We start from the raw sequence: 20,359 nt of genomic DNA, 5'->3' as shown, positions 1-20,359 counted from the left end.
CCAAAAATAAGTTGTTTAAGTAACGTCGAAGCACATACTATTTGATTTTGAGCGACTGCTCAAGTTAAAATTGAGCAAATGTTCAAATTAATTGAGAAACAGCATGGTCAACAAAGTTAAATTTGAGCGCGAGACTGTTGTCCGCCTTGCCAGTCAGCTATTTTGGGAAAAGGGATTTAATGCCACTTCGACCCGCGATCTACAGGACGCAATTAATATGCGCCCAGGTAGTATCTATTCTGCGTTTGGCTCAAAGGAAGGGTTGTATATTGAGTCTTTAAAAAATTACACCATGCAAATAGAAGATCAAATAAAAACGTGTTTATTGGCTTCGCCTACTATTATTGGTGGTTTACAAACGTTTGTTGAAAACGTCATCATTAAAGATAAAAAAAATGCCCCGAGCGCTATTTGTATGCTAGTAAAAGCAAATTGTGAGTTTGCCGATGAAGACAGCTGTTTGTATTCATTAAGCCTTGATTTATCAGACAAATTTGAAGATTATTTAAGCGATTTATTTGCACAAGCCATTGCGCGTGAAGAGCTAAAAGGCGAGGTTAGCCCAAAAGACTATGCTCGCTTTTTTAAAGTGCAATTTACAGGGCTACGCGGCTACTTTAACCGCCCGGGTGTTGAAGAGCTTGCACAACCTATGATCGATCAAATGTTTAAAATTATGAGAGCGCTCTAAGCTAAACAACTCAATGAATGACAAAAAACGGCGGTAATACAATTACCGCCGTTTTTTATTTTTAGGAATGATGTACCCGTTAAGTTTTTAACTTATTGAGTTCGCTATCTTGTTGAGCAACTAGCTTATTAAGGACTTCGCTACTATCGCCTGCCTGCGAAGATAAACCAGACAACTGAGATGCCGCATCAGAAATAAGCGTTAAATTACGATTTATTTCTTCTGTTACTAAGCTTTGCTCTTCAGCCGCTGTTGCAATATGCGTTATTTGATTGGTTATTTCATCCACTTTTACAACCACACTGTGCAACGCGTCAAAGGCGACAGAGGTTTCGTCAACCGCATTTTGTGCTCTTACAACGCCTTTTTCTATTACGGTGGAAGCATTACCAACTTCATGCAGTAGGCTGTCTATTAGGTTGCTAATGTCATCAGTAGATGAACGGGTTTTAGAGGCAAGTGCTCGTACTTCATCAGCAACAACTGCAAAACCTCGGCCGTGTTCGCCAGCCCTTGCTGCCTCAATGGCTGCATTGAGTGCCAGTAAATTAGTTTGCTCTGAGATGGTTCTGATCACATCTAAAATTTGCGTTATGTCTTTACTACGCGTCGCTACTTTTTCAACGGCTTGGTTTGCCTCTTTTATTTCTTCAGACATGGTTTTTACTTGCGTCATAGCCGACGACAAGCTCGACTCACTGCTTACCACTAAGCCGTTTATTTCGTCAGCTTGCTGCGCTGATTGTTCTGAAGCTCTTGCAACTTCAAGCGCCGTTGCGCTCATTTCGTTCATAGCAGTAACAACGCTTTCTATTTCTTTAAACTGCGCCTGCACATTGTGTTTCGTGTCGATGGCTATATGCTGGGCAATTTCGCCTTGTTGCTTAGTCTGATCTGATACGGCTTTAAGCTCAGCAATTAGGTCGCGTAATTTAGTTAAAAAGCGGTTAAAGCCACCAGCCAGTGCAATTAGTTCGGCATGGCTGTCTACATGTAAGGTGTGTGTTAAGTCGCCTTCTGAACTGGCTAGGTTATCAACGCGTTCTTGTATTTGTTCAAGTGGGGCTATAACACCTGCCACAACAAATTTCATAACTACAAAAGCAACACCCGCAATAATTAAGCCGGTTACTAAAATAATAGTGCCCAATGCTGCTGCGGTACTTTGCATATTTTCGCTTAAAGCCTGTGGGCCAGCCAGTGCTAAATTTGCAGGTACTTCAATAATAAGCGACCACTGAGTGTCTGCAAGCTTTATATTTATAGGGTAATTAACCAGGTAAGTGTCATCCGCTTTTAAAAGATTGTTTTCACCTCGTACCTTTTCAACTTTACTGGTAATAGTGGATGACATTGCTTCTTTGTAAGGCCGGCCAAGCTTGGTTTTGTAGTGGCTACTGCCTACGATTAAACCAAAATCACTTAATAAGGTAACCTTAGCTTGACCGTTATACAGCTCTTTTGAAAGCTGCTCGGTTAACTTTTGAAAAACCGGTAACGTTAAATCAACGCCAGATATACCAACAAACCGACCGTCTCTGACAATAGGAACCGTAAGAGACGTCATCATTTCTGAATTGCCTGGCGTAATTTCGTATAAGTAAGGTTCCATAATACACGGCTTAACGTTGTCTTTAGCACACAAATACCATTCAGACTCTCGCAGGCCAAATTCATTAAGCTTAGTGAAATATTTTTCGGCAGGGTTGTCTACAATTTGCTGCTCGACCACGCCTTCTTTACTGCGTGTAAAATAAATTTCGAGTGTACCAGCACCATCAACAGAGTGACTGTAGCCATTTGTAAATTGAGTATCTTTTGAATCATACCCATTTACTTCAAACTGGGAATAAATGGAAGAGAGCGACTCATTATTATTTAATATGGATTTATTTAGATTAACAACGGATTCGCGGCTAAGTGCGTCATTACCCGCCGTGCCACTTAATATGGCAGCTAGTGAAAAAGGGACACGGTATGCCTCGTTAATAAACCCTGCAATTCTTTCACCGTATACAGCCGCGTTTGCACTTAGTTTTTCTTCAACTTCTGCCACTATATATTTTTCTGACTGGCTTGATAGCTCATCGTTACTCGACGACAGCTCCCACCACAGAATGCTCGATAGCAGTAACACGGTTATAAATATGCTACCTACTGTAAGCCATAATAGTTTTTTTGCTAACGATATTTCTCGCATTGACCTGCCCTTTGTTTAAACTACAAATACAGTTTAGACGATTTTACTAATCAAGCTATCGATAACCGCGAACAAAATTTAATTTAATACAATACGTTGAGTTTTAACGCTTAGCCAAAATAGCTGTGGTTATTGAGGCACCTATGAGTAAAGCAACGCTCACCCACAAACACGCTACAAAACCATAAACCTGAAACACCCACCCCGAAAGCACCGTACCCAGTAAACGCCCCATGGCATTGGCCATATAATAAAAGCCAACATCAAGCGATACACCATCGCTTTTAGCAAAGCTGACAATTAAATAACTATGCACAGATGAATTAACGGCAAATACACCGCCAAATATTAGTAAACCTATAATTAAGGTAGCATGCATAGCAACATCAAATTGCATAAGTAGTGCTAAAAGTGCAGTTACACCACTTAACAGCAACACCCATAAATAGGCATGTTTAACGGTATCTTCACTTGAATTGCTGGTGCCTGTAATACGCGGCGCTTGCGATTGCACACCACCGTAGCCAATCACCCAAAGTGCCATAAAGCCACTAACCCACCAAAAGTTCCAGTTAAACTGCTGGGCTAAATAAATAGGTAAAGCCACTACAAACCATACATCACGCGCGGCAAACAAGCATAATCGTGCTGCACTTAGTAAATTTATTGCACGGGATTTAGAAAATAACTCTTTAAACTTAGGCTTATTTTTAGCCTTACCCATGTCGCCTTTTAAAAATACAACGCTAATAATCCACGCAATAGTGAGTAATAAAATTAGGGCTTTTAAAGCACCTACAAAACCCAGTACCGTAAGAAGTAAACCGCCTAAAAAGAAGCCCACCCCTTTTAACGCGTTTTTAGAGCCCGTTAAAATAGCCACCCACTTGTAAAGCTGGCCTTGGCCGCTTTCTCCCTCGGGCACTAAATGTTTAATGGCGCTTTTGGCACTCATTTTATTTAAATCTTTGGCTATACCGCTAAGCGCTTGTGCCGCCATAACATAAGCAACTGTAAGCCATTCACTTGGCGCGCATAACATGGCAAGCGCCATTATTTGCAGCGCCAAGCCAAAGTTCATGGTTTTATTAAGGCCTAAATGAGCCCCTAGCCAACCGCCCACTAAATTGGTGATCACACCAAAAATTTCGTAAAACAAAAACAGCATGGCAATGGCCAGTGCACCATACCCTAACTGATGAAAATGCAGCACCACCAGCATACGTAGTGCGCCATCGGTTAAGGTAAATGCCCAGTAATTACCGGTAATTATTAAATATTGTTTTATAGCTGTAGGTAAATTAGCGAGTTGCTCAAACATGGTTAACGCCCTTAAAACCTTTAATTAATGGTTAAACCACGTCACTTTTAGCAACTTTAAGCATAAGCTCGGCAGTACGATTAGCGTAGCCCCATTCGTTATCGTACCAAGCGTATAATTTAAGCTGGGTGTTATTAATAACCATGGTAGAAAGCGCATCAATAATGCTACTGCGTGGATCGGTTTTGTAATCAATCGATACCAGCGGTTTTTCTTCGTAACCTAATACACCTGCAAGTTCGTTTTTAGACGCTTGAGCAAACCATTCATTCACCTCAGTTGCAGTTACTCCACGCTCAAGCTCAAATACACAGTCGGTAATAGATGCGTTAGTTAAAGGTACGCGCACGGCATGGCCATTTAACTTACCTTTTAACTCAGGGAATATATGCGTAATGGCTGTTGCACTGCCGGTTGTGGTAGGTATTAAACTAGTCCCGCACGAACGAGCACGGCGTAAGTCTTTATGTGGCGCATCAATAATAGTTTGGGTATTGGTAATATCATGAATAGTGGTCATTGAGCCGTGCTTAATGCCTACTTTTTCTTGCAGTACTTTTACAATTGGCGCTAAACAGTTAGTCGTACACGAAGCCGCCGTAACAATTTTGTGCTCATCTGGGTTATATAAATCATCGTTAACGCCCATAACCACATTTAAAATACCGTCTTCTTTTACCGGAGCGGTTACCACAACGCGCTTAACACCTTGGGCTAAATATTGATTTAACAGCTCAGTGGTTTTCATTTTACCGCTGGCTTCTATTACTACATCGCAATCAGACCAATCAGTATCGCTAATGGTTTTGTTATTGGTAACGGCAATTGTATGTTTAGCCACACTAAAGCTATTCTCGTTTGCTGTAACGCTGTGCGCTAAACGCCCGTGCACTGAGTCAAACTCTAATAAATGGGCATGTGTTTTAGCGTCGCCCGCTACATCGTTTACTTTAATAAATTCTACTTCTGGCCACTCTAGTGCTGCGCGCAGTGTTAAACGTCCCATACGGCCAAAGCCGTTAATACCTACTTTAATTGTCATAATAAATACCTTTAGTAAAGTTATATCAATTTGCTTAATTAACAGCAGCTTGCTGCACGCTCTGGGCGATTACCCATTGCATTGAGTCGATTTAAATCGTCGTTATAAAACGCAGAATTTTCGTTTTTGGTTTGTGTTAGTACACTAAGAGCCCACTGTGGCAGGGCTTTATTAATGCTGTAGTACACCCATTGATTTTGCTTACGGTCGCTCAATAAGCCACATTGCCTAAGCTGTGCTAAATGGCGCGACACTTTAGGTTGGCTCAGTTCAAGCGCAGCAACAAGCTCACACACACATAGCTCTTGCTCATGGCTAATTAATAACATGGCTTTTAAGCGCGTATCGTCGGCTAAGCATTTGTAAAATTGAAGTGGGTTGAGTTGTTCCATAGCATCCTCGTTTAGTTAGTGTGCATACAATAAAACAAAATTAGAATATATGAAATAGTGAATATACGATTTTTCGTATGTTTATTTAAAAGCCCGCTTCAATTAATGTGATCTCTAGTAAATTGCAGCGCACAAAAAAGCCCAGTGGCAAACCACTGGGCTATTACAATGCTAAGTGATCAGTTAATTAAATAACCGAAAGCTCAACTTCAATATTACCGCGTGTAGCGTTTGAGTATGGGCATACTTGGTGTGCTTTATTTACCAGCTCTTGCGCTGCTGTTTTATCCATATCACCGAGTGATACAGCTAGTTTTACAGCAATACCAAAACCGCCTTCAATCGCGCCAATAGATACTTCAGAGTTAATGTGTGTATCACTTGGTAGCGCAATTTTTTCGCTACCGGCTACAAATTTTAGTGCACCAATAAAGCATGCTGCATAACCAGCTGCAAATAATTGCTCTGGGTTTGTGCCTTGTCCGTCGTCACCACCTAGCCCTTTTGGGGTTGATAAGTTTACATTTAAACGGCCATCGTCTGATTTAGCTACACCTTCACGGCCACCGGTTGCAGTTGCTTTTGCTGTGTAGGCAACGCTTTGTAATACATTCATAGTGAACTCCAAAGTTTATCAATTAATTTAGTTTGCATGCAAAATAATAGGCCAAGTAATTAGAGATTGCAAATACTTTGCATGCAAATTAAAATGTTTTTTGAGTTGAAGGTATTAACGCACTAGGAGTTGAGTATGTCATTTGAGCAACTAAAATTAAAAAATCAGCTGTGTCATAGGTTATATATGGCATCAAATAGCATTGCGCGTGCTTACCGTGAGCCTTTAGCTGCACTTAATTTAACGTATCCGCAGTATGTAGTAATGATGGCGCTGTGGGAGCAAGACAAAATAACCATAGCGCAGCTAATAGATAAAACCGCTATTGATGGCGGCGCTATGACCCAAATACTCAAAAAAATGACCGAAAAGTCTCTGCTGGCTGTTATTAAAGATGAGCACGATAAGCGTAAGCGTCTAATTCAGCTTACCCAAAGTGGGCAAGCCCTTAAAAACGAAGCTGCTGATATTCCAAAAAATATATTATGTAAGTTTGAAAGTGTAGACCCTACACAAGCTAAACAACTCATGCAGCTACTTGATTTAGTAGTAAGCGATTTAACAACTAAAAACGATGATGAGTTAGCCAACTAGCGCGGTTATTTTTTGTTGAATAAACGCCCTAAATGCGCTGATCACCGGGGTCATTTGGCGTCGATCGGCGTACATCATATAAAGCGGTAGCGGATCGCTTTGCCACTCGGGGCATAGATGAACGAGCTGCCCGCTTGCTAAATCATCAATTACATCTAAGTACGACTTATACGCAATGCCTTTGCCCTCTAGCGCCCAGCGCCTAACCATTTCGCCATCGTTAACTATGTGTTGGCAATTTAGCTGCACTTTTTGCACCGCGCCATTTTTATAAAATCGCCACTCTTTAAACACCTCGCCAAAGCGCATAAAGGTAATGGTGGTGTGCTGTGTTAAATTAAGGGGATGTGTAAGCAATCCATTTTTAGCAATATAGTCAGGAGAGGCCACTAAAATACGCGCATTATTTAAAAAAAGCGGCGCTGCAATTAACTGCGAATCTTTTGGTACACCAAAGCGCAGCGCAATATCAATTGATTGGCTGTAAATGTCGCTTACTTCGTCACTTAAGTGCAGTTTAAGTTTTACATGCGGGTAGTGTGCTAAAAACTCATTAAGCCATTCACTTAGTTTATTACGCCCTAAATCGCACGGGGCCGATACCTGTAGTGTCCCTGTTACTTCGCCCACAGCGGTTTGTACTGCAGCTACCCCTTGTTGAATAAGCGAAAGTGAATCTTTGGCGTAACTTAAAAACTGCTCCCCTGCCACACTTAATCGTAAGCTGCGGGTAGAGCGAATAAACAGCACGTTTCCTAAATCTTTTTCTAGGCGCTTAATAGCTGCACTTACCGCCGCTGGGGTTTGCGCGTTTTGCCTTGCGGCTTCAGAAATACTGGCGCAACTGGCTACATCTATAAAAGTTTGAATATCGTTAAATGATCGCATATTTTCAATTAAAATTTGAAAGTGCTTTAGTTTTTCATGTCTTTTTCTATTTTTCAACTGAGCTATAGTGTTTACATATTAAAAAGTACTTAAAATCATCAGGAACCCACATGAAAGCATTTGGCTACACCAAAAACTCTAAAACGCTTACAGCAAGCTCTATACAAGCAATTGAGCTTGATACCCCAACCGCTAACGGGCACGACCTACTTATTGAAGTAAATGCTATTTCGGTAAACCCTGTAGATACAAAAATACGTGCAAATGTAGCGCCAGAGCAAGGCTACAAAGTATTAGGCTGGGACGGCGTAGGCATAGTAAAAGCCGTTGGCGAGTCGGTTTCGTTATTTAATGTGGGGGATCGCGTATTTTACGCCGGCGATTTATCGCGCCAAGGCAGTAATGCGCAATTTCAATTAGTTGACGAGCGTATTGTAGGGCGTGCGCCTAAAACATTAACCGACGCACAAGCCGCAGCGCTGCCGCTAACCAGTATTACCGCCTACGAAATGCTATTTGAGCGCCTGCAAGTGCCTAAAAATAAGCAAAATACTCAGCAATCTATGTTAGTTATTGGCGCCGCTGGTGGCGTTGGCTCTATTTTAGTACAGCTTGCCAAGCAACTTACTGGGCTAAAGGTGGTAGGTACTGCATCGCGCGAGCAAAGCGTAACCTGGCTTAAAGAGTTAGGAGCCGATCACGTGCTCGATCATTCTAAAAACTTAAACGAGCAGCGCAAAGAGCTAGGTTTAGCTGAATTTGATTACGTTATTGGCTTAACCCATACCGATCAATACCAAGATCAAATAGTAGAGTGTATTAAACCGCAAGGTAAATTTGCGCTAATAGATGACCCTACATCGTTCGATATTTTAAAGTTTAAGCGTAAGTGTATATCGGTGCATTGGGAGTTTATGTTTACCCGCTCGCTATTTACTACCGCCGATATAACAGCGCAGCACACCTTACTTAATGAAATTAGCGAACTGATAGACGCAGGTACACTTAAAACCACGCTAGGGCAAAATTTAGGATTAATTAACGCTGCTAATTTATATAAAGCACACCAAATTTTAGAATCGCACACCTCACGCGGTAAACTTGTTTTAGAAGGCTTTTAACCATGAATCAGATTAAAAAAATACTTTTAGTTGCAGCCTGCAGCACCGCGTTTTTAACCAGCAGTGTGTTTGCTAATACCGCTAATCAAAATGCTGATTTAAAAACAGTAGCCACATTCGACGCGCAGCACCCACCGGGTAATATTGCTATTACTCCCTCGGGCCGTAAGTTTTTATCGGTACATGGTTTTTACGGCCAAAAACAAAAAATTATGGAGCTATTAAGCGATGGCACCACCAAACCCTACCCTAATGAAGAATGGGCATACGCGTATAAAAACGGCAAAGGCTTTTACGATGTACTTGGCATAAATGTATCAGCCGATGGCGTATTATGGATGCTTGATACATCAGGCCCTGATCATGCTGGGCGTTTAGTCGGATGGGATACCAATAAAGAGCAGCTGCATAAAATAATTTACTTAGCTAAACCCACCATTACCGACACCTCGTTTTTAAACGATTTAGTCATCGATAATAAGCACGGTGTTGTATACATTGCCGACACCGCACAAGGCAGCCAAGCCGCTATTATTACCGTAAATTTAAAAACGGGTGAGGCGCGCAGAGTATTACAAAATAGCCCATACACCACAGCCGAAAACATCGACATGGTCATTGAAGGGCGCACCATGAAACTAGGCGGCCAACCAGCACGTTTAGGGGTAAACCCAATCACACTCGACCCAAGCGAACAGTGGCTTTACTTTGGCTCTATGTCTGGCACGTCGGTTTATCGTATTGCCACAAGCGATATTAACAATAAAAGCCTGAGCGCAAGCGCCCTTGAAAGTAAAGTAACGCGTTACGGCACTAAACCCATTTCCGACGGCATTATTGTTGATGGCGGCGGCAATGTGTATGTTACCGACATAACCAACGGCGCAATTGGCGTGGTAAAACCAAGCGGTAAATACCAGGTATTATTTAAAGACGAGCGCTTAAGCTGGCCTGATGGCTTTAGTTATGGCGCCGATCATAAAATATATTTTACCGTAGATGAGCTACATCGCTCGCCAGTATTAAATAACGGTAAAAATGCCAGCCAAGGAAAATTTAGTGTGCTGTCGTTCGACCCACTAGTAAAGGGTAAAGTAGGGCGCTAAATACAGCGTATAAACCATACGCCACGCACCTGTTGCGTGGCTTTTTGGTGCAACTTTTAACCCTTTTAGCCCCAAAGTGGTGCTAAGCGCTCAAAAGTTATTTTTAGTGTTTTAATAAATATCTGATTTGTATTCATAAAATATTCAATTAACAGTTGGCATAATTCTTTCATAGTACAGATGTGTTCAGTGAAACTTTCAAGGAAAATACCATGGCTAACTTATACCACACCCTTTACCTAATTTGGCGTTTAGACATTAGCGTATGGCAGGTAAACGATCCGAGTAATACCCATACAACGTGCGACAAAGAGCGAGTTTACAGCCGATAAATTTCGTATTTATAGGCTTTGCAAGCGCGGCCATTGCGTTGTATTGTTAAGTAACTAAAAACAATATGATTGGAACGTGTATGCACGCCTTAGAAGTAAATTTTGATGGCTTAGTTGGCCCTACTCACAACTATGCGGGTTTATCGTATGGTAACGTTGCCTCGTTAAATAATGCGGCAAGTTTTTCAAACCCTCAAGAAGCTGTGTTACAGGGCCTTGAAAAAATGAAAGCCATGCACGACAAAGGCCTAACACAAGGTGTGTTTGCGCCCCATGCACGCCCCGATTTAAACGTACTACGTCGCCTAGGTTTTACCGGCAACGACTCGCAAGTTATTCATAAAGCATTTAAAGCCGACCCTATTTTATTGCGCGCGTGTTATTCGGCCTCTGCAATGTGGACCGCCAATGCCGCTACTGTTTCTCCATCGCCAGATACCCTCGATGGCAAAGTGCATTTTACCTCAGCTAATTTAAACAATAAGTTTCATCGCTCCCTAGAGCCTGCTACAACTACCCGCTTACTAAAAGCCATGTTTAATAACGATAGCTACTTTGCACACCACACGCATTTACCCGATCAGGGCTTTTTTGGCGACGAAGGCGCGGCTAACCATACCCGACTTTGCGACAGCCACGGCGAGCAAGGCCTAGAAATGTTTGTATTTGGTGCAAGTGCCTTTAACAGCCAATTACCAAAACCGGCTAAGTTTCCTGCAAGGCAAACACTAGAAGCCTCAGAAGCCATTTGCCGATTACATAACTTAAAAGAATCGAGCCAAATTTTACTGCAGCAAAACCCAGATGTTATAGACCAAGGCGTGTTTCATAACGATGTAATTGCAGTAGGTAACGCAAACGTATTGCTTTGCCACCAGCAAGCATTTTTAAACCAACAAGATGCCCTGCAAGAAATTCGCGATGCCTACACCGGCAGCAAACAGCTATACATAATTGAAGTACCTACCGATAAAGTAAGCATTAGCGATGCAGTAAGCAGTTACTTATTTAATAGCCAATTAGTAAGCCTAGATGATGGCTCAATGCTATTAGTAGCGCCACAAGAGTGCCAACGTAACAGCGCAGTAAACGCCTACATTGAAGAAATGATTTTAGCCGATAACCCAGTAAACCAAGTGCAGTTTTTTGACTTGCGCCAAAGCATGCAAAATGGCGGCGGCCCTGCATGCTTGCGTTTACGTGTAGCTCTTAACCAACAAGAGCTAAGCGCTGTAAACCCAGAAGTTATTTTAACCGATACTAAATACACACAGCTTTGTGACTGGGCAAAACGTAACTACCGCGATAAGCTAGGCGCAAACGACTTTGCCGATTCAGCCCTACTTACCGAAAGCTACCAAGCACTGGATGAACTAACCCAACTGCTTAACTTAGCCTCAGTGTACGACTTTCAATTAGAAGGTTAATACTCGTCAGCAAAAGGCTAATACAAAAATAGCGAGCCAAGGCTCGCTATTTTTATTTGTGCTTATGCTAATAGAGTTTAAATACCTTTATTAACCGTTACTGCCGATGCCATCGACTCAGATATATGCAGCGTTCGCTGCGGAAACGGAATGCTCAGCCCCGCGCCTTCTATGGCCTCTTTAACGCGTTTATTTAAATCCCACACGGTTTGCCAGTAATCGCCGTTTACCGTCCATGCACGTAATTGAATGTTCACCGCGCTTTCGCCTATTGAGGTAACCATTACTTTAGGTGCTGGCTCTGCAAGTAGTCGGCTTTCTGATTCGGCGAGCTCTTTAAGTACATTTAAGCCAACATCAATAGAGTCGGCGTACGAAATTCCCACTACTATATCCATGCGCCTTTTACCGTTGCGGGTAAAGTTTTTAATGTTGCCGCCCCACACTTTACCGTTAGGCGATGCGATATAAAGGCCGTCGGTGGTTTTAAAAATGGTCGTAAATAAGTTTATTTCGTTCACTGTGCCAAGCGTGCCGCTCGCATCTACAAAATCGCCTATTTTAAATGGCCTAAGTATTAATAACATAATGCCGGCTGCAATATTACTTAAGGTGTTTTTAAGCGCCAAACCAATCGCTAAACCCGCCGCGCCCATTAGCGCTATTAAGCTTGCCGTATTAACGCCAAAAATATCTAAAATAAACAGCCCAGCAATTATGTAAACTAAATACCCCGCAATGCTCGATAGAAGCGGTAGTAGCGTTTCGTCTACTTTTTTTAATGGCGATTTAGAATTTTTGATCGCTTTTTTAACCGAGCGTGCAATAAGCGCGCTCGCAACTAAAATAGCCAAAGCTAATACCACTTTGTAACCTAAAGTGATGATAGTTTCTGAATGGCTTTGCCAAAACACAATAAGTTTATCTTTCATACATATTCCAACTATGGGCTGATTATCAGCAAGAATTAAATCTATACACTTCAAAAGAAGTGGCGGGAGTATATAGTAAAAATTTTAAAGCGATAGCATTAAAATAAGTGGAAGGTGTGCCTATATCAGCAAATTAATTGGGCAAAGTTTTTCTTTTTTTCGCTTAAATTTTCACACTTAAAAACTTAGTGCTCACAAACTAGTTAACCTATGGCGTACATACTTTTGTTCAAAAATGCGCAAAGTAAAATAAAGATTAATTTCAAGTAACTATTCTAAAAACCTATTCAATCTAAATTCAGCTTAGCCCTTCTACAATCCGCTTTATAAACTAAAGGAGTAAATCATGAATTTTAAATCAACATTAGTCAGCAGCGCCGTTCTTTTTGCATTAGCCGGGTGTGGCTCTTCAAGTGATGACAATGACACAACACCGCCACAATCTAGCGACAAATCAACCTTTAGCCTTGGTGTGTCAGATGCGCCGGTTAGTGGTTTAAAAGCGGTTAACGTCGTGTTTGATTCAATCACTATTAAAACACAAGGCGATGAAGAATTTAGTTTTGAAACCCGAAGTGAAGCTGACGCATCTCAACCACAAATGGTTAATTTGCTCGATTACACCGGGGACGATGTTTTTGAGCTGCTTGACGATCAAGAAGTGCCAGCAGGCGAATACTCGTGGATCCGCGCTCAGGTTATAAATGGCGATACTAATAACCTTAGTTTTACATCTCACGTAGTATACGAAGACGACAGCATTGCCCCGCTCGTGGTAAAAAGAAAAGGGAATGATGGTGTAGGCGAAATACAACTCGATGGCTTTACACTTAACCAAACTGATAACGACTTTGTTTTAGAATTTGACCTAAAAAAATCGCTGGTCGATCCTCAAAATAATGAGGAGATCTTTTTAAAACCTAGAGGCGTACGATTACAAAATCTTTCTGAGTCACAAGAAATTGAAGGCACAGTAAGCCAAGCGCTTATTAATAACTGTGAAACAGACAATATCGCCACTGCTGCTGCAGATTCAACGTTTGGACACGCCGTATATTTATATTCATCAGATGCTCAAATACCTAAAGATATATACGAAATAGATGAGCAAACCCCAGAAGATGCCCCACTTGCGACCGCAAATGTTGTATTTGATCAAGACGATAACCAATATGAGTTTGAGCTTGCTTTCATTACACCGGGAGACTACCAACTTGGCTATACGTGCACCGCACATTTAGACGATGCAGAGCTAGAAGATACAGATTTCACTGTTTATCAACTTAAGCAAATTAGTGTACCGCAAACTGAGGACCTTTCAGTTAGCTTTGACATAACACAATAAACGTATAGCGCACTTTAAGGTGCGCTTTTTTTATAAAAAGTATAACAAAAACGAACACTCCACCTTTGCAGAAACCCATTAAAGCCACTCACCTAACATCATCCAAATAATTCATTCGTAAAGTGACCTGCATTCAAGCTCCGTTAACCCAGAACTGGTACAGTTAATAGCACGTATTAGTTAAACCGTTCTTATCATTTTGAATATGTAAACATAGGAGAAATAATCATGGCGAAAGAAAAAGTAGTTCTAATTACAGGTGCCTCTAGTGGCATAGGTGAAGCGAGTGCAAAAACATTGGTTAATAACGGCCATAAAGTCATTCTTACCGCCAGAAGTGAAGATAAATTAGCTGAACTAGTTGAGTCATTAGGTGAAGATAACGCACTGAGTGTACCCGCAGATGCCACCGACTTTACCGAACTTGAAAACGTAGTAACAAAAGGGCTTAAAAAATTTGGCCGACTAGATGCCGCATTTGCCAACGCAGGTATGGGCGTTTCAACCGCAGGCACTGAAAAAGGCGACCCCGATGAATGGTCAACCATGATAGACATAAACATTAAAGCCCTGCTGTGGACGGCAAAAGCAACCCTGCCCCATTTACGCCAAAACAAAGGCCACTTTATATTAACCAGCTCAGCTGCTGGCCGTAAGCCAATTAAAGGCTCTATTTACGGTGCAACTAAATGGTTTGCTTACGGGTTTGGCCAAAACTTAGCTGAAGAAATGAGCGAGTGGAACTGCCGCTGTACCACCATAGCCCCTGGCATGGTAAACACCCCATTTTTTGATGAAGCAAAGCCCGACAAACTCGACCCACAAGATGTGGCCGACGCCGTACTGTTTGCAATAGAAGCAAACCAGCGCAACAACGTGCGCGAGATTTATTTAATGCCGACTAATTAACGGTGATTGGTTGAGTTTGAGCTGTCAGGTTTAATGCTAATGCGTTAAACCTGACGGTTTTTTATACTTAAATGAGGTTGGATTTTAATAGCGTAAGTTTGAACACTGCATAATTAAAAATCTGATTAGCTGCGTATTTCTACACGCCAAGGTGGATTAACTCTATTAACACCCGCCCAATATAGCTTAATTTTATGTCCTGACGGATCATGCAGTACGGCCTCTCGCCATAAATAGCTCTGGTCTGTAGGTTCTTGTATAAATACAAAACCTTTAACTTTTAAAGCCTCAACCAGTTCATCTAATCGTTCATGTTCAAAATATATTACCGTGCCACAATCAAACTCACCTCGATCTAAAGACAAGGAGAAAGTTGAATCCCCATCTGGGCATTCAAAGCGAGCATAATGCGGGGTGTCTACAATTTGAGTAAAACCTAAGTCGCGATAAAATTTAGTCGAAATTTCCATATCTGTAACAGGTAATGTAATTTGATTTAAGTTCATTTAACTTCCCTGTGAAAAAATTAAAGTAGGTGAGCACTTAATTAATTTACGATTGTTATGTAATACTTTACTTATTTCTTCACTAATTAAAGCCTGATACGTAGCTCATCAAAGTGCGAAAATAAAAGTATCTGTCTAGTTTATTATGTTTTTGTACTGTTTCACATTCGAAACCTTTGTCGCTATTTTTGAAACTCATACTTTACGAAACACATAACGCCTTACTAAGAGGCAAATAATAGTTGGTTAAAATAAGCGACGAAGGAGCAAAAACCAACTGTTATTTGTCCTTTTAAGTAACTTGTTATAACTAAGTTGATTTGGCGAGGTCTATATATTGACCTTCCTCATCTTCGGCTAATGCACCACTTATAATTAAGTCATTAAGCTTTATAGCTGATTCAGTGCTATCTAGTTTTGATAAACTCACGAGTATTAATTGGATTAGCCTTTTTCGCTCGGCAGAAACTTGAGCGATATTATGACTCTTCCAATGCATTCCTTTGTCATTGTAGATGGCAAGCTCTTTAACATGACTTACCAACTTACGTTTAGCGAAATATTTCTCGAACATGCCTTTAGTTATAACGCCGTAATAAACGGCACAAAATAGCAGGCTAAAATTGGCGACGAAGGAGCACAAGCCTGCTGTTTTGTGTCCTTTGTTTAATTACTTTGTTAGCTGTACGATTTTTATGATTTTGTTTTCTTTAGCTATTGTTAAGTAGCTAATTTCTAGGCAATTACCATTTTTTATAACTTTACCTGGTAACTCTTTTTCATAGAAAAAAGGTGTTCTTGTATAGCTATTATAAGAAAACTCGACCTCTTTCACTTCGAATGTTGCTGTATTTCCCTTAACTTCGTCTAGACGATAGTTTTGAATACAACCAGATACAAGTGAAAACTCACCCGAATCAATCTGTTTTTTAACATCAATATCTTGTTGTAGCTCTGAGTATGTACCAAACAATGCAATGAAAAAAATCAATCCAAAAATTGTTAAAAGCCAATTTCGTGAAATCTTAACCATGCTTAATACAAGATCAGAGGCGGCTGGCAATCTAACAAAAGCTACAAGCAAAAATAAAACAGGTAACACCCACAAAAAGTAATCAATGTTGGGGGTTAAACTGATTTCAAAATATGGGCTCAAATTTCACCTAGTACAGCTAACGCCTGCATTTGCGGCTGGTTTGAAGCGCAGCGGAAAAGCAGTCCGGCAACATGCACTTGTTAGATGTTTTCACTTTTACTGCCTTTGATAACATAGGTGGATATGAGTACACACAAAGCAGCGCTAACAATTAACGATGGTATAGCAAAAGTTTGAATTCGTAAGAAATAATCTGACCCAATTGCAGGCAAAGCCATTACGCTTGGCAGTACTATTACAAATATTGTTGCTGGAAAAGGTAGTGGTGTAGCCAAGATAGTTCCCAACAAAGCAAATATTGCACGCTTGGTAAAAATTGCGAAATTAGTACGATTTAGCGTTTTGATTATTATGAACCCAAATATTCCGATTGAAATTGTATAAACAATTAGCCACCACAGCCCGCTCGTAAGAAGATTTATAGTAGTGATCTTGTAAAATTCACTTTGGTTCGTTTCAGGAGGTGAAAATACAATGTTTATAGGCTTATTATGATTTGATTCTATAAATGAAAATATCTCTTCATAGAACTTGTTAACTTCGACTGAAAAACCACCGGGCCTATAGTTATAAATATTCAATTCTAATGCCGGAGAATCGGATATTTCTGATTCTGAAGTTGAATAATTTACGAAACGTTTTTTGATTGCAGAATCTGAATAATCAATTATTACGACATCTACTTCTAATTCTTCGTTCTTGAAGCGCCTTGTCCGATGGATCCTATTTATTTGGTCGCTATTCGTTTTAGCGATGACATCACCTTGATGCTTTTTACTACTCCATTCTAGTAGATCTAGCATTTCTTCATCTTTGCCGAGATCGGTAAAACCTTTAGCCATAAGAAAGTCGCTAATGCTCTCCTGCAGTATATTGAACTGATTTACATCAGTAACATCGATATGCAGCGTAGCACGCGGGACACTGTATGATGAGCCACATGACATGAGCATTATGGATACAAATATTATCAGAACTGTGCTTCGCATATCTCTTACATCTAACGCCGCAAATAAACGGCTAAAAATAGTTGGCTATAATTTGTGAGGTACGAACAAAGCCAACTATTTTTTGTCCGCACTTTTTAATTTGCCTTGTTATATGCCGTTTGCAGACATGGCCTCTGCACCTTCTTTTACTTGTTCATTTGATAAAAACACACCACTTTGCGGTTCGAATGTAGCGGAGTTTTTTTGATATCCGAGAAGATAAGCAGAGTTTAAAGCCACAACCATTTCATTCATGTCACCGCCCCATCGAAATGTTACCACTACTGGCTCTATAAAAGCTGAGGAATCGAACGCAGGAAAGTAATCTGAGAACTCTGATAAAGGCGACATAAATGTTTCCACTCCAGAGTCTTCGCTTTTCAGTTTGACAGGGAGAAACCCAGTATGCTTTTTTAAATCTACATTTTCTAAATATTGAACAGGAGTGTTTAACTGTTCTGATAATTCGTTTAGTGAGTTCGTATTTGGAACATCACTAAGAGATAAGATTACGTACATAGTCATCGACATTGATAGGTCCCTCTCAAGTTAACCAAGGCATATAACGCCCTAATAATGGGCAAAAAGTTGTTGGCTAAAATGTTGAGGAACGAAAACAGTCAACTGATTTTTGTCCTTATTTATTAGCTTGTTATAAAGCATTTATACCAAACTTATTACTGGCTTATCTGTGCTTAGAACATTTAAACACTCATTGCTGCCTTTAATCAAATACTCACTTAACATAGTGTCTTTGGATAAGAAGCCAGCGCGATTACTTTCTTGAGCCAACCAACCAAAATCATGTATTTGTAAAAGCCAATTACTCGTTATTTTATTGCTTGCCCAAAACTCTAATAAATCACCTTCATCAAGACACCTAAATCCGATTGGCTGTTGAAAACATACTTCAATTCGTAAATTAGAATCAGCGACAACTACTACTTTTAAATAGTCTAAATCGTAGTTGATTGATTCAATATGTGTTTGATTACCACTATAACTTGTGAACTCAATAGTTGAGGCTTTCATCAAAACTTCCGTGCTTTATAACAATTTAGTCTACGACATTTGTCGTTTTACAAACCGACAAATGTCCATATATTACAGTGATTTTATCCTAGCTATAAAATAAACACCTGTAAACAAATAGTTAGCTTCGCCTTAGCTTTCTTAAATGCAGCAAAACCCCAAAATGGTGGAGATCAGTAATATCAGACAAATCGTTGTTTAGTTATACCGGTTGGTTATTAATTAACAAATCATATTTTAAATACCTGAGTTTAAACCAGTAACGCATACACCCATTAACCCTTAACCTTGTAACTCATTGTTGCTTATATAATTAGTTAAAAATCACAATCTACTTCTATTGAACCCTTTGTATTTTTACTTCATATTAGCTGAACTATTTTTCAATTATTAGGCTGTTATGTCAGTTTTAAAGTTTAGCCATGCACTTATTCTCACACTTGCAAGTACCCTTTCGCTTACAAGCCATGCAGCGCTTAATAAAAATGAGCGTGAAATAGTTAAACAAGTTGAGCAAAACATGCCCCAAGCACTTGAAGAGATAAAACAAGCAGTTAATATTAATAGCGACTCACTTAATATTGAAGGCGTAAAAAAGGTGGGCGCGCTTGCAAGCGAGCAACTAAAAGCCATTGGTTTTGAGGTTGAGTGGCTAGATGGCAGCGCGTTTAACCGAGCTGGGCATGTATTAGCTACGCACAAAAGTAAAGACCCCGATGCAATAAAAATACTGATGATCGGCCATCTTGATACGGTATTTGCCAAACACGATAACTTTACTACCTATAAACAAATTGATGAACACACCGCGAGCGGCCCAGGTGTAGCCGATATGAAAGGTGGTAACACTATTATAATTACCGCACTTAAAAGCCTGCAAGCGCTTAATTTACTTGAAAACGTAAGCGTAAAAGTACTGCTTACCGGCGATGAAGAAAGCAGCGGTCGTCCACTTAGTTTATCTAAAAAGGCGATTGTTGATGCTGCAATTTGGGCTGACGTAGCGCTAGGTTTTGAAAACGGCGATAACAATATTAAAACCGCTATGGCGGCGCGCCGTGGCTATACCGGCTGGACGTTAAATGTAACGGCCAATGCTGCACATTCATCGCAAATATTTAATGACAGTGTGGGCTATGGTGCTATTTACGAGGCGTCGCGTATTTTAAATGACTTTAGAGAGCAACTAGCTACACAACCTAATTTAACCTTTAACCCAGGGCTTATTGTAGGTGGTACAAATGCCGATTACGACAGTGCTAACTCGTCAGCCACGGCGTTTGGTAAAAGTAACGTAATTGCGCAAACCGTGCATGTAGCGGGTGATTTACGGGCGCTTTCGCCAAAGCAGGTAGAAGGCGCTAAAAAAGTGATGCAGCAAATAGTGACTAAAAGTTTAAATGGCAGCCAAGCTGAGCTTATTTTTGAAGACGGCTACCCACCAATGGGGCTAACCGAGGGTAATAAAAAGCTGCTTGCACTGTATAGCCAAGCAAGCCAAGACTTAGGCTATAACAAAGTGGTGGCTGCAAACCCTCGTAATGCCGGTGCTGCTGATATTTCGTTTGCTGCAAACCATGTTGATATGGCACTTGATGGCCTAGGACTAATGGGCAGTGGCGCACACACTAAAAACGAAACCGCCGATTTAACCTCGCTTAATAAAAACACCGCTAAAACAGCGCTGCTTGTATATAGATTAGGCCAAATGTAAAAGTATTTAAAACGAGTGCTGTTACTTTTGCACTCGTTCAAATATA

At 40.6% G+C, this 20,359-nt stretch carries 21 protein-coding genes; 8 read left to right on the top strand and 13 right to left on the bottom strand.

What is annotated here, in order from left to right; genetic code table 11:
• Window positions 1-103 precede the first annotated feature (103 nt).
• The gene (locus PMAN_RS16930) at window positions 104-691 is read left to right on the top strand and encodes a TetR/AcrR family transcriptional regulator (protein WP_006794429.1); all 588 of its coding nucleotides are present in this window, start codon (window positions 104-106) and stop codon (window positions 689-691) included.
• Window positions 692-770: 79 nt separating this feature from the next.
• Here PMAN_RS16930 and PMAN_RS16925 read toward each other — a convergent pair whose 3' ends face one another.
• The 5 genes from PMAN_RS16925 to PMAN_RS16905 all read right to left on the bottom strand — a co-directional run bounded on the left by PMAN_RS16925 (window position 771) and on the right by PMAN_RS16905 (window position 6,262).
• Complete coding sequence (locus PMAN_RS16925; RefSeq protein WP_010556900.1) at window positions 771-2,891, bottom strand: methyl-accepting chemotaxis protein; 2,121 nt, start codon at window positions 2,889-2,891, stop codon at window positions 771-773.
• Window positions 2,892-2,994: 103 nt separating this feature from the next.
• Window positions 2,995-4,212 (bottom strand): organoarsenical effux MFS transporter ArsJ, encoded by a 1,218-nt coding sequence (arsJ, locus tag PMAN_RS16920; RefSeq protein WP_010556901.1) that lies wholly within the window; start codon window positions 4,210-4,212, stop codon window positions 2,995-2,997.
• A gap of 31 nt (window positions 4,213-4,243) precedes the next feature.
• On the bottom strand, window positions 4,244-5,254 hold the full coding sequence (locus PMAN_RS16915; RefSeq protein WP_010556902.1) for an ArsJ-associated glyceraldehyde-3-phosphate dehydrogenase: 1,011 nt from the start codon (window positions 5,252-5,254) through the stop codon (window positions 4,244-4,246).
• Between the two features lie 38 nt (window positions 5,255-5,292).
• Complete coding sequence (locus tag PMAN_RS16910; protein ID WP_010556903.1) at window positions 5,293-5,646, bottom strand: metalloregulator ArsR/SmtB family transcription factor; 354 nt, start codon at window positions 5,644-5,646, stop codon at window positions 5,293-5,295.
• Window positions 5,647-5,833: 187 nt separating this feature from the next.
• Window positions 5,834-6,262, bottom strand: coding sequence for an organic hydroperoxide resistance protein (locus tag PMAN_RS16905; RefSeq protein WP_010556904.1), 429 nt, complete (start codon window positions 6,260-6,262; stop codon window positions 5,834-5,836).
• 135 nt (window positions 6,263-6,397) lie between these two features.
• Here PMAN_RS16905 and PMAN_RS16900 point away from each other — a divergent pair, with 135 nt between their 5' ends.
• Window positions 6,398-6,856 carry a MarR family winged helix-turn-helix transcriptional regulator gene (locus PMAN_RS16900; protein ID WP_010556905.1) on the top strand — a complete coding sequence of 153 codons (459 nt, stop codon included), beginning with the start codon at window positions 6,398-6,400 and terminating at the stop codon, window positions 6,854-6,856.
• Here the strand turns inward: PMAN_RS16900 and PMAN_RS16895 are convergent.
• Entirely contained in the window at window positions 6,845-7,744 is a 900-nt protein-coding gene (locus PMAN_RS16895; protein ID WP_033035064.1) for a LysR family transcriptional regulator, read from the bottom strand. The two genes, PMAN_RS16900 and PMAN_RS16895, sit on opposite strands and share 12 nt — an antisense overlap.
• 110 nt (window positions 7,745-7,854) lie before the next feature.
• Here PMAN_RS16895 and PMAN_RS16890 point away from each other — a divergent pair, with 110 nt between their 5' ends.
• From PMAN_RS16890 to astB, 3 genes are all read left to right on the top strand, one after another.
• The gene (locus PMAN_RS16890; RefSeq protein ID WP_010556907.1) at window positions 7,855-8,865 is read left to right on the top strand and encodes a zinc-binding alcohol dehydrogenase family protein; all 1,011 of its coding nucleotides are present in this window, start codon (window positions 7,855-7,857) and stop codon (window positions 8,863-8,865) included.
• A gap of 2 nt (window positions 8,866-8,867) precedes the next feature.
• Window positions 8,868-9,971 (top strand): L-dopachrome tautomerase-related protein, encoded by a 1,104-nt coding sequence (locus PMAN_RS16885; protein ID WP_010556908.1) that lies wholly within the window; start codon window positions 8,868-8,870, stop codon window positions 9,969-9,971.
• A gap of 412 nt (window positions 9,972-10,383) precedes the next feature.
• Window positions 10,384-11,730 carry an N-succinylarginine dihydrolase gene (gene astB, locus PMAN_RS16880; protein ID WP_010556910.1) on the top strand — a complete coding sequence of 449 codons (1,347 nt, stop codon included), beginning with the start codon at window positions 10,384-10,386 and terminating at the stop codon, window positions 11,728-11,730.
• 77 nt (window positions 11,731-11,807) lie between these two features.
• Here astB and PMAN_RS16875 read toward each other — a convergent pair whose 3' ends face one another.
• Window positions 11,808-12,662: a mechanosensitive ion channel family protein gene (locus PMAN_RS16875; RefSeq protein WP_010556911.1), complete on the bottom strand. Its 855-nt coding sequence runs from the start codon at window positions 12,660-12,662 to the stop codon at window positions 11,808-11,810.
• 346 nt (window positions 12,663-13,008) lie between these two features.
• Here PMAN_RS16875 and PMAN_RS16870 point away from each other — a divergent pair, with 346 nt between their 5' ends.
• Window positions 13,009-14,007 carry a DUF4382 domain-containing protein gene (locus PMAN_RS16870; RefSeq protein ID WP_010556912.1) on the top strand — a complete coding sequence of 333 codons (999 nt, stop codon included), beginning with the start codon at window positions 13,009-13,011 and terminating at the stop codon, window positions 14,005-14,007.
• A gap of 228 nt (window positions 14,008-14,235) precedes the next feature.
• Entirely contained in the window at window positions 14,236-14,916 is a 681-nt protein-coding gene (locus PMAN_RS16865) for an SDR family oxidoreductase (protein WP_010556913.1), read from the top strand.
• 125 nt (window positions 14,917-15,041) lie between these two features.
• Here the strand turns inward: PMAN_RS16865 and PMAN_RS16860 are convergent, their stop codons facing one another.
• From PMAN_RS16860 to PMAN_RS16835, 6 genes are all read right to left on the bottom strand, one after another.
• Window positions 15,042-15,422 carry a VOC family protein gene (locus tag PMAN_RS16860; protein ID WP_006794416.1) on the bottom strand — a complete coding sequence of 127 codons (381 nt, stop codon included), beginning with the start codon at window positions 15,420-15,422 and terminating at the stop codon, window positions 15,042-15,044.
• A gap of 310 nt (window positions 15,423-15,732) precedes the next feature.
• Window positions 15,733-15,996 (bottom strand): hypothetical protein, encoded by a 264-nt coding sequence (locus tag PMAN_RS16855; protein WP_010556914.1) that lies wholly within the window; start codon window positions 15,994-15,996, stop codon window positions 15,733-15,735.
• A 96-nt stretch (window positions 15,997-16,092) separates the two neighbouring features.
• The gene (locus tag PMAN_RS16850; protein WP_010556915.1) at window positions 16,093-16,578 is read right to left on the bottom strand and encodes a hypothetical protein; all 486 of its coding nucleotides are present in this window, start codon (window positions 16,576-16,578) and stop codon (window positions 16,093-16,095) included.
• Window positions 16,579-16,658: 80 nt separating this feature from the next.
• Window positions 16,659-17,420, bottom strand: coding sequence for a hypothetical protein (locus PMAN_RS16845; protein WP_010556916.1), 762 nt, complete (start codon window positions 17,418-17,420; stop codon window positions 16,659-16,661).
• 255 nt (window positions 17,421-17,675) lie between these two features.
• Window positions 17,676-17,918, bottom strand: coding sequence for a hypothetical protein (locus PMAN_RS19170; RefSeq protein WP_242032475.1), 243 nt, complete (start codon window positions 17,916-17,918; stop codon window positions 17,676-17,678).
• A gap of 312 nt (window positions 17,919-18,230) precedes the next feature.
• Window positions 18,231-18,599 (bottom strand): hypothetical protein, encoded by a 369-nt coding sequence (locus PMAN_RS16835; protein WP_010556918.1) that lies wholly within the window; start codon window positions 18,597-18,599, stop codon window positions 18,231-18,233.
• Window positions 18,600-18,999: 400 nt separating this feature from the next.
• Between PMAN_RS16835 and PMAN_RS16830 the strand changes: the two genes are divergently transcribed.
• Window positions 19,000-20,313 (top strand): M20/M25/M40 family metallo-hydrolase, encoded by a 1,314-nt coding sequence (locus tag PMAN_RS16830; RefSeq protein WP_010556919.1) that lies wholly within the window; start codon window positions 19,000-19,002, stop codon window positions 20,311-20,313.
• Window positions 20,314-20,359: the final 46 nt, after the last annotated feature.

Origin of the sequence: Pseudoalteromonas marina, assembly GCF_000238335.3 — a bacterium.
GTDB lineage: Bacteria > Pseudomonadota > Gammaproteobacteria > Enterobacterales > Alteromonadaceae > Pseudoalteromonas > Pseudoalteromonas marina.
Note: the sequence above shows the minus strand (reverse complement) of the source record. Positions and strands in the feature narration are given on the sequence as shown.

Coding starts and splice junctions, on each gene's coding strand:
- PMAN_RS16930 (WP_006794429.1), top strand. CDS start 104: ATGGTCAACAAAGTTAAATTTGAGCGCGAGACTGTTGTCCGCCTTGCC.
- PMAN_RS16925 (WP_010556900.1), bottom strand. CDS start 2,891: ATGCGAGAAATATCGTTAGCAAAAAAACTATTATGGCTTACAGTAGGT.
- arsJ (WP_010556901.1), bottom strand. CDS start 4,212: ATGTTTGAGCAACTCGCTAATTTACCTACAGCTATAAAACAATATTTA.
- PMAN_RS16915 (WP_010556902.1), bottom strand. CDS start 5,254: ATGACAATTAAAGTAGGTATTAACGGCTTTGGCCGTATGGGACGTTTA.
- PMAN_RS16910 (WP_010556903.1), bottom strand. CDS start 5,646: ATGGAACAACTCAACCCACTTCAATTTTACAAATGCTTAGCCGACGAT.
- PMAN_RS16905 (WP_010556904.1), bottom strand. CDS start 6,262: ATGAATGTATTACAAAGCGTTGCCTACACAGCAAAAGCAACTGCAACC.
- PMAN_RS16900 (WP_010556905.1), top strand. CDS start 6,398: ATGTCATTTGAGCAACTAAAATTAAAAAATCAGCTGTGTCATAGGTTA.
- PMAN_RS16895 (WP_033035064.1), bottom strand. CDS start 7,744: ATGCGATCATTTAACGATATTCAAACTTTTATAGATGTAGCCAGTTGC.
- PMAN_RS16890 (WP_010556907.1), top strand. CDS start 7,855: ATGAAAGCATTTGGCTACACCAAAAACTCTAAAACGCTTACAGCAAGC.
- PMAN_RS16885 (WP_010556908.1), top strand. CDS start 8,868: ATGAATCAGATTAAAAAAATACTTTTAGTTGCAGCCTGCAGCACCGCG.
- astB (WP_010556910.1), top strand. CDS start 10,384: ATGCACGCCTTAGAAGTAAATTTTGATGGCTTAGTTGGCCCTACTCAC.
- PMAN_RS16875 (WP_010556911.1), bottom strand. CDS start 12,662: ATGAAAGATAAACTTATTGTGTTTTGGCAAAGCCATTCAGAAACTATC.
- PMAN_RS16870 (WP_010556912.1), top strand. CDS start 13,009: ATGAATTTTAAATCAACATTAGTCAGCAGCGCCGTTCTTTTTGCATTA.
- PMAN_RS16865 (WP_010556913.1), top strand. CDS start 14,236: ATGGCGAAAGAAAAAGTAGTTCTAATTACAGGTGCCTCTAGTGGCATA.
- PMAN_RS16860 (WP_006794416.1), bottom strand. CDS start 15,422: ATGAACTTAAATCAAATTACATTACCTGTTACAGATATGGAAATTTCG.
- PMAN_RS16855 (WP_010556914.1), bottom strand. CDS start 15,996: ATGTTCGAGAAATATTTCGCTAAACGTAAGTTGGTAAGTCATGTTAAA.
- PMAN_RS16845 (WP_010556916.1), bottom strand. CDS start 17,420: ATGGCTAAAGGTTTTACCGATCTCGGCAAAGATGAAGAAATGCTAGAT.
- PMAN_RS19170 (WP_242032475.1), bottom strand. CDS start 17,918: ATGTCGCCTTTATCAGAGTTCTCAGATTACTTTCCTGCGTTCGATTCC.
- PMAN_RS16835 (WP_010556918.1), bottom strand. CDS start 18,599: ATGAAAGCCTCAACTATTGAGTTCACAAGTTATAGTGGTAATCAAACA.
- PMAN_RS16830 (WP_010556919.1), top strand. CDS start 19,000: ATGTCAGTTTTAAAGTTTAGCCATGCACTTATTCTCACACTTGCAAGT.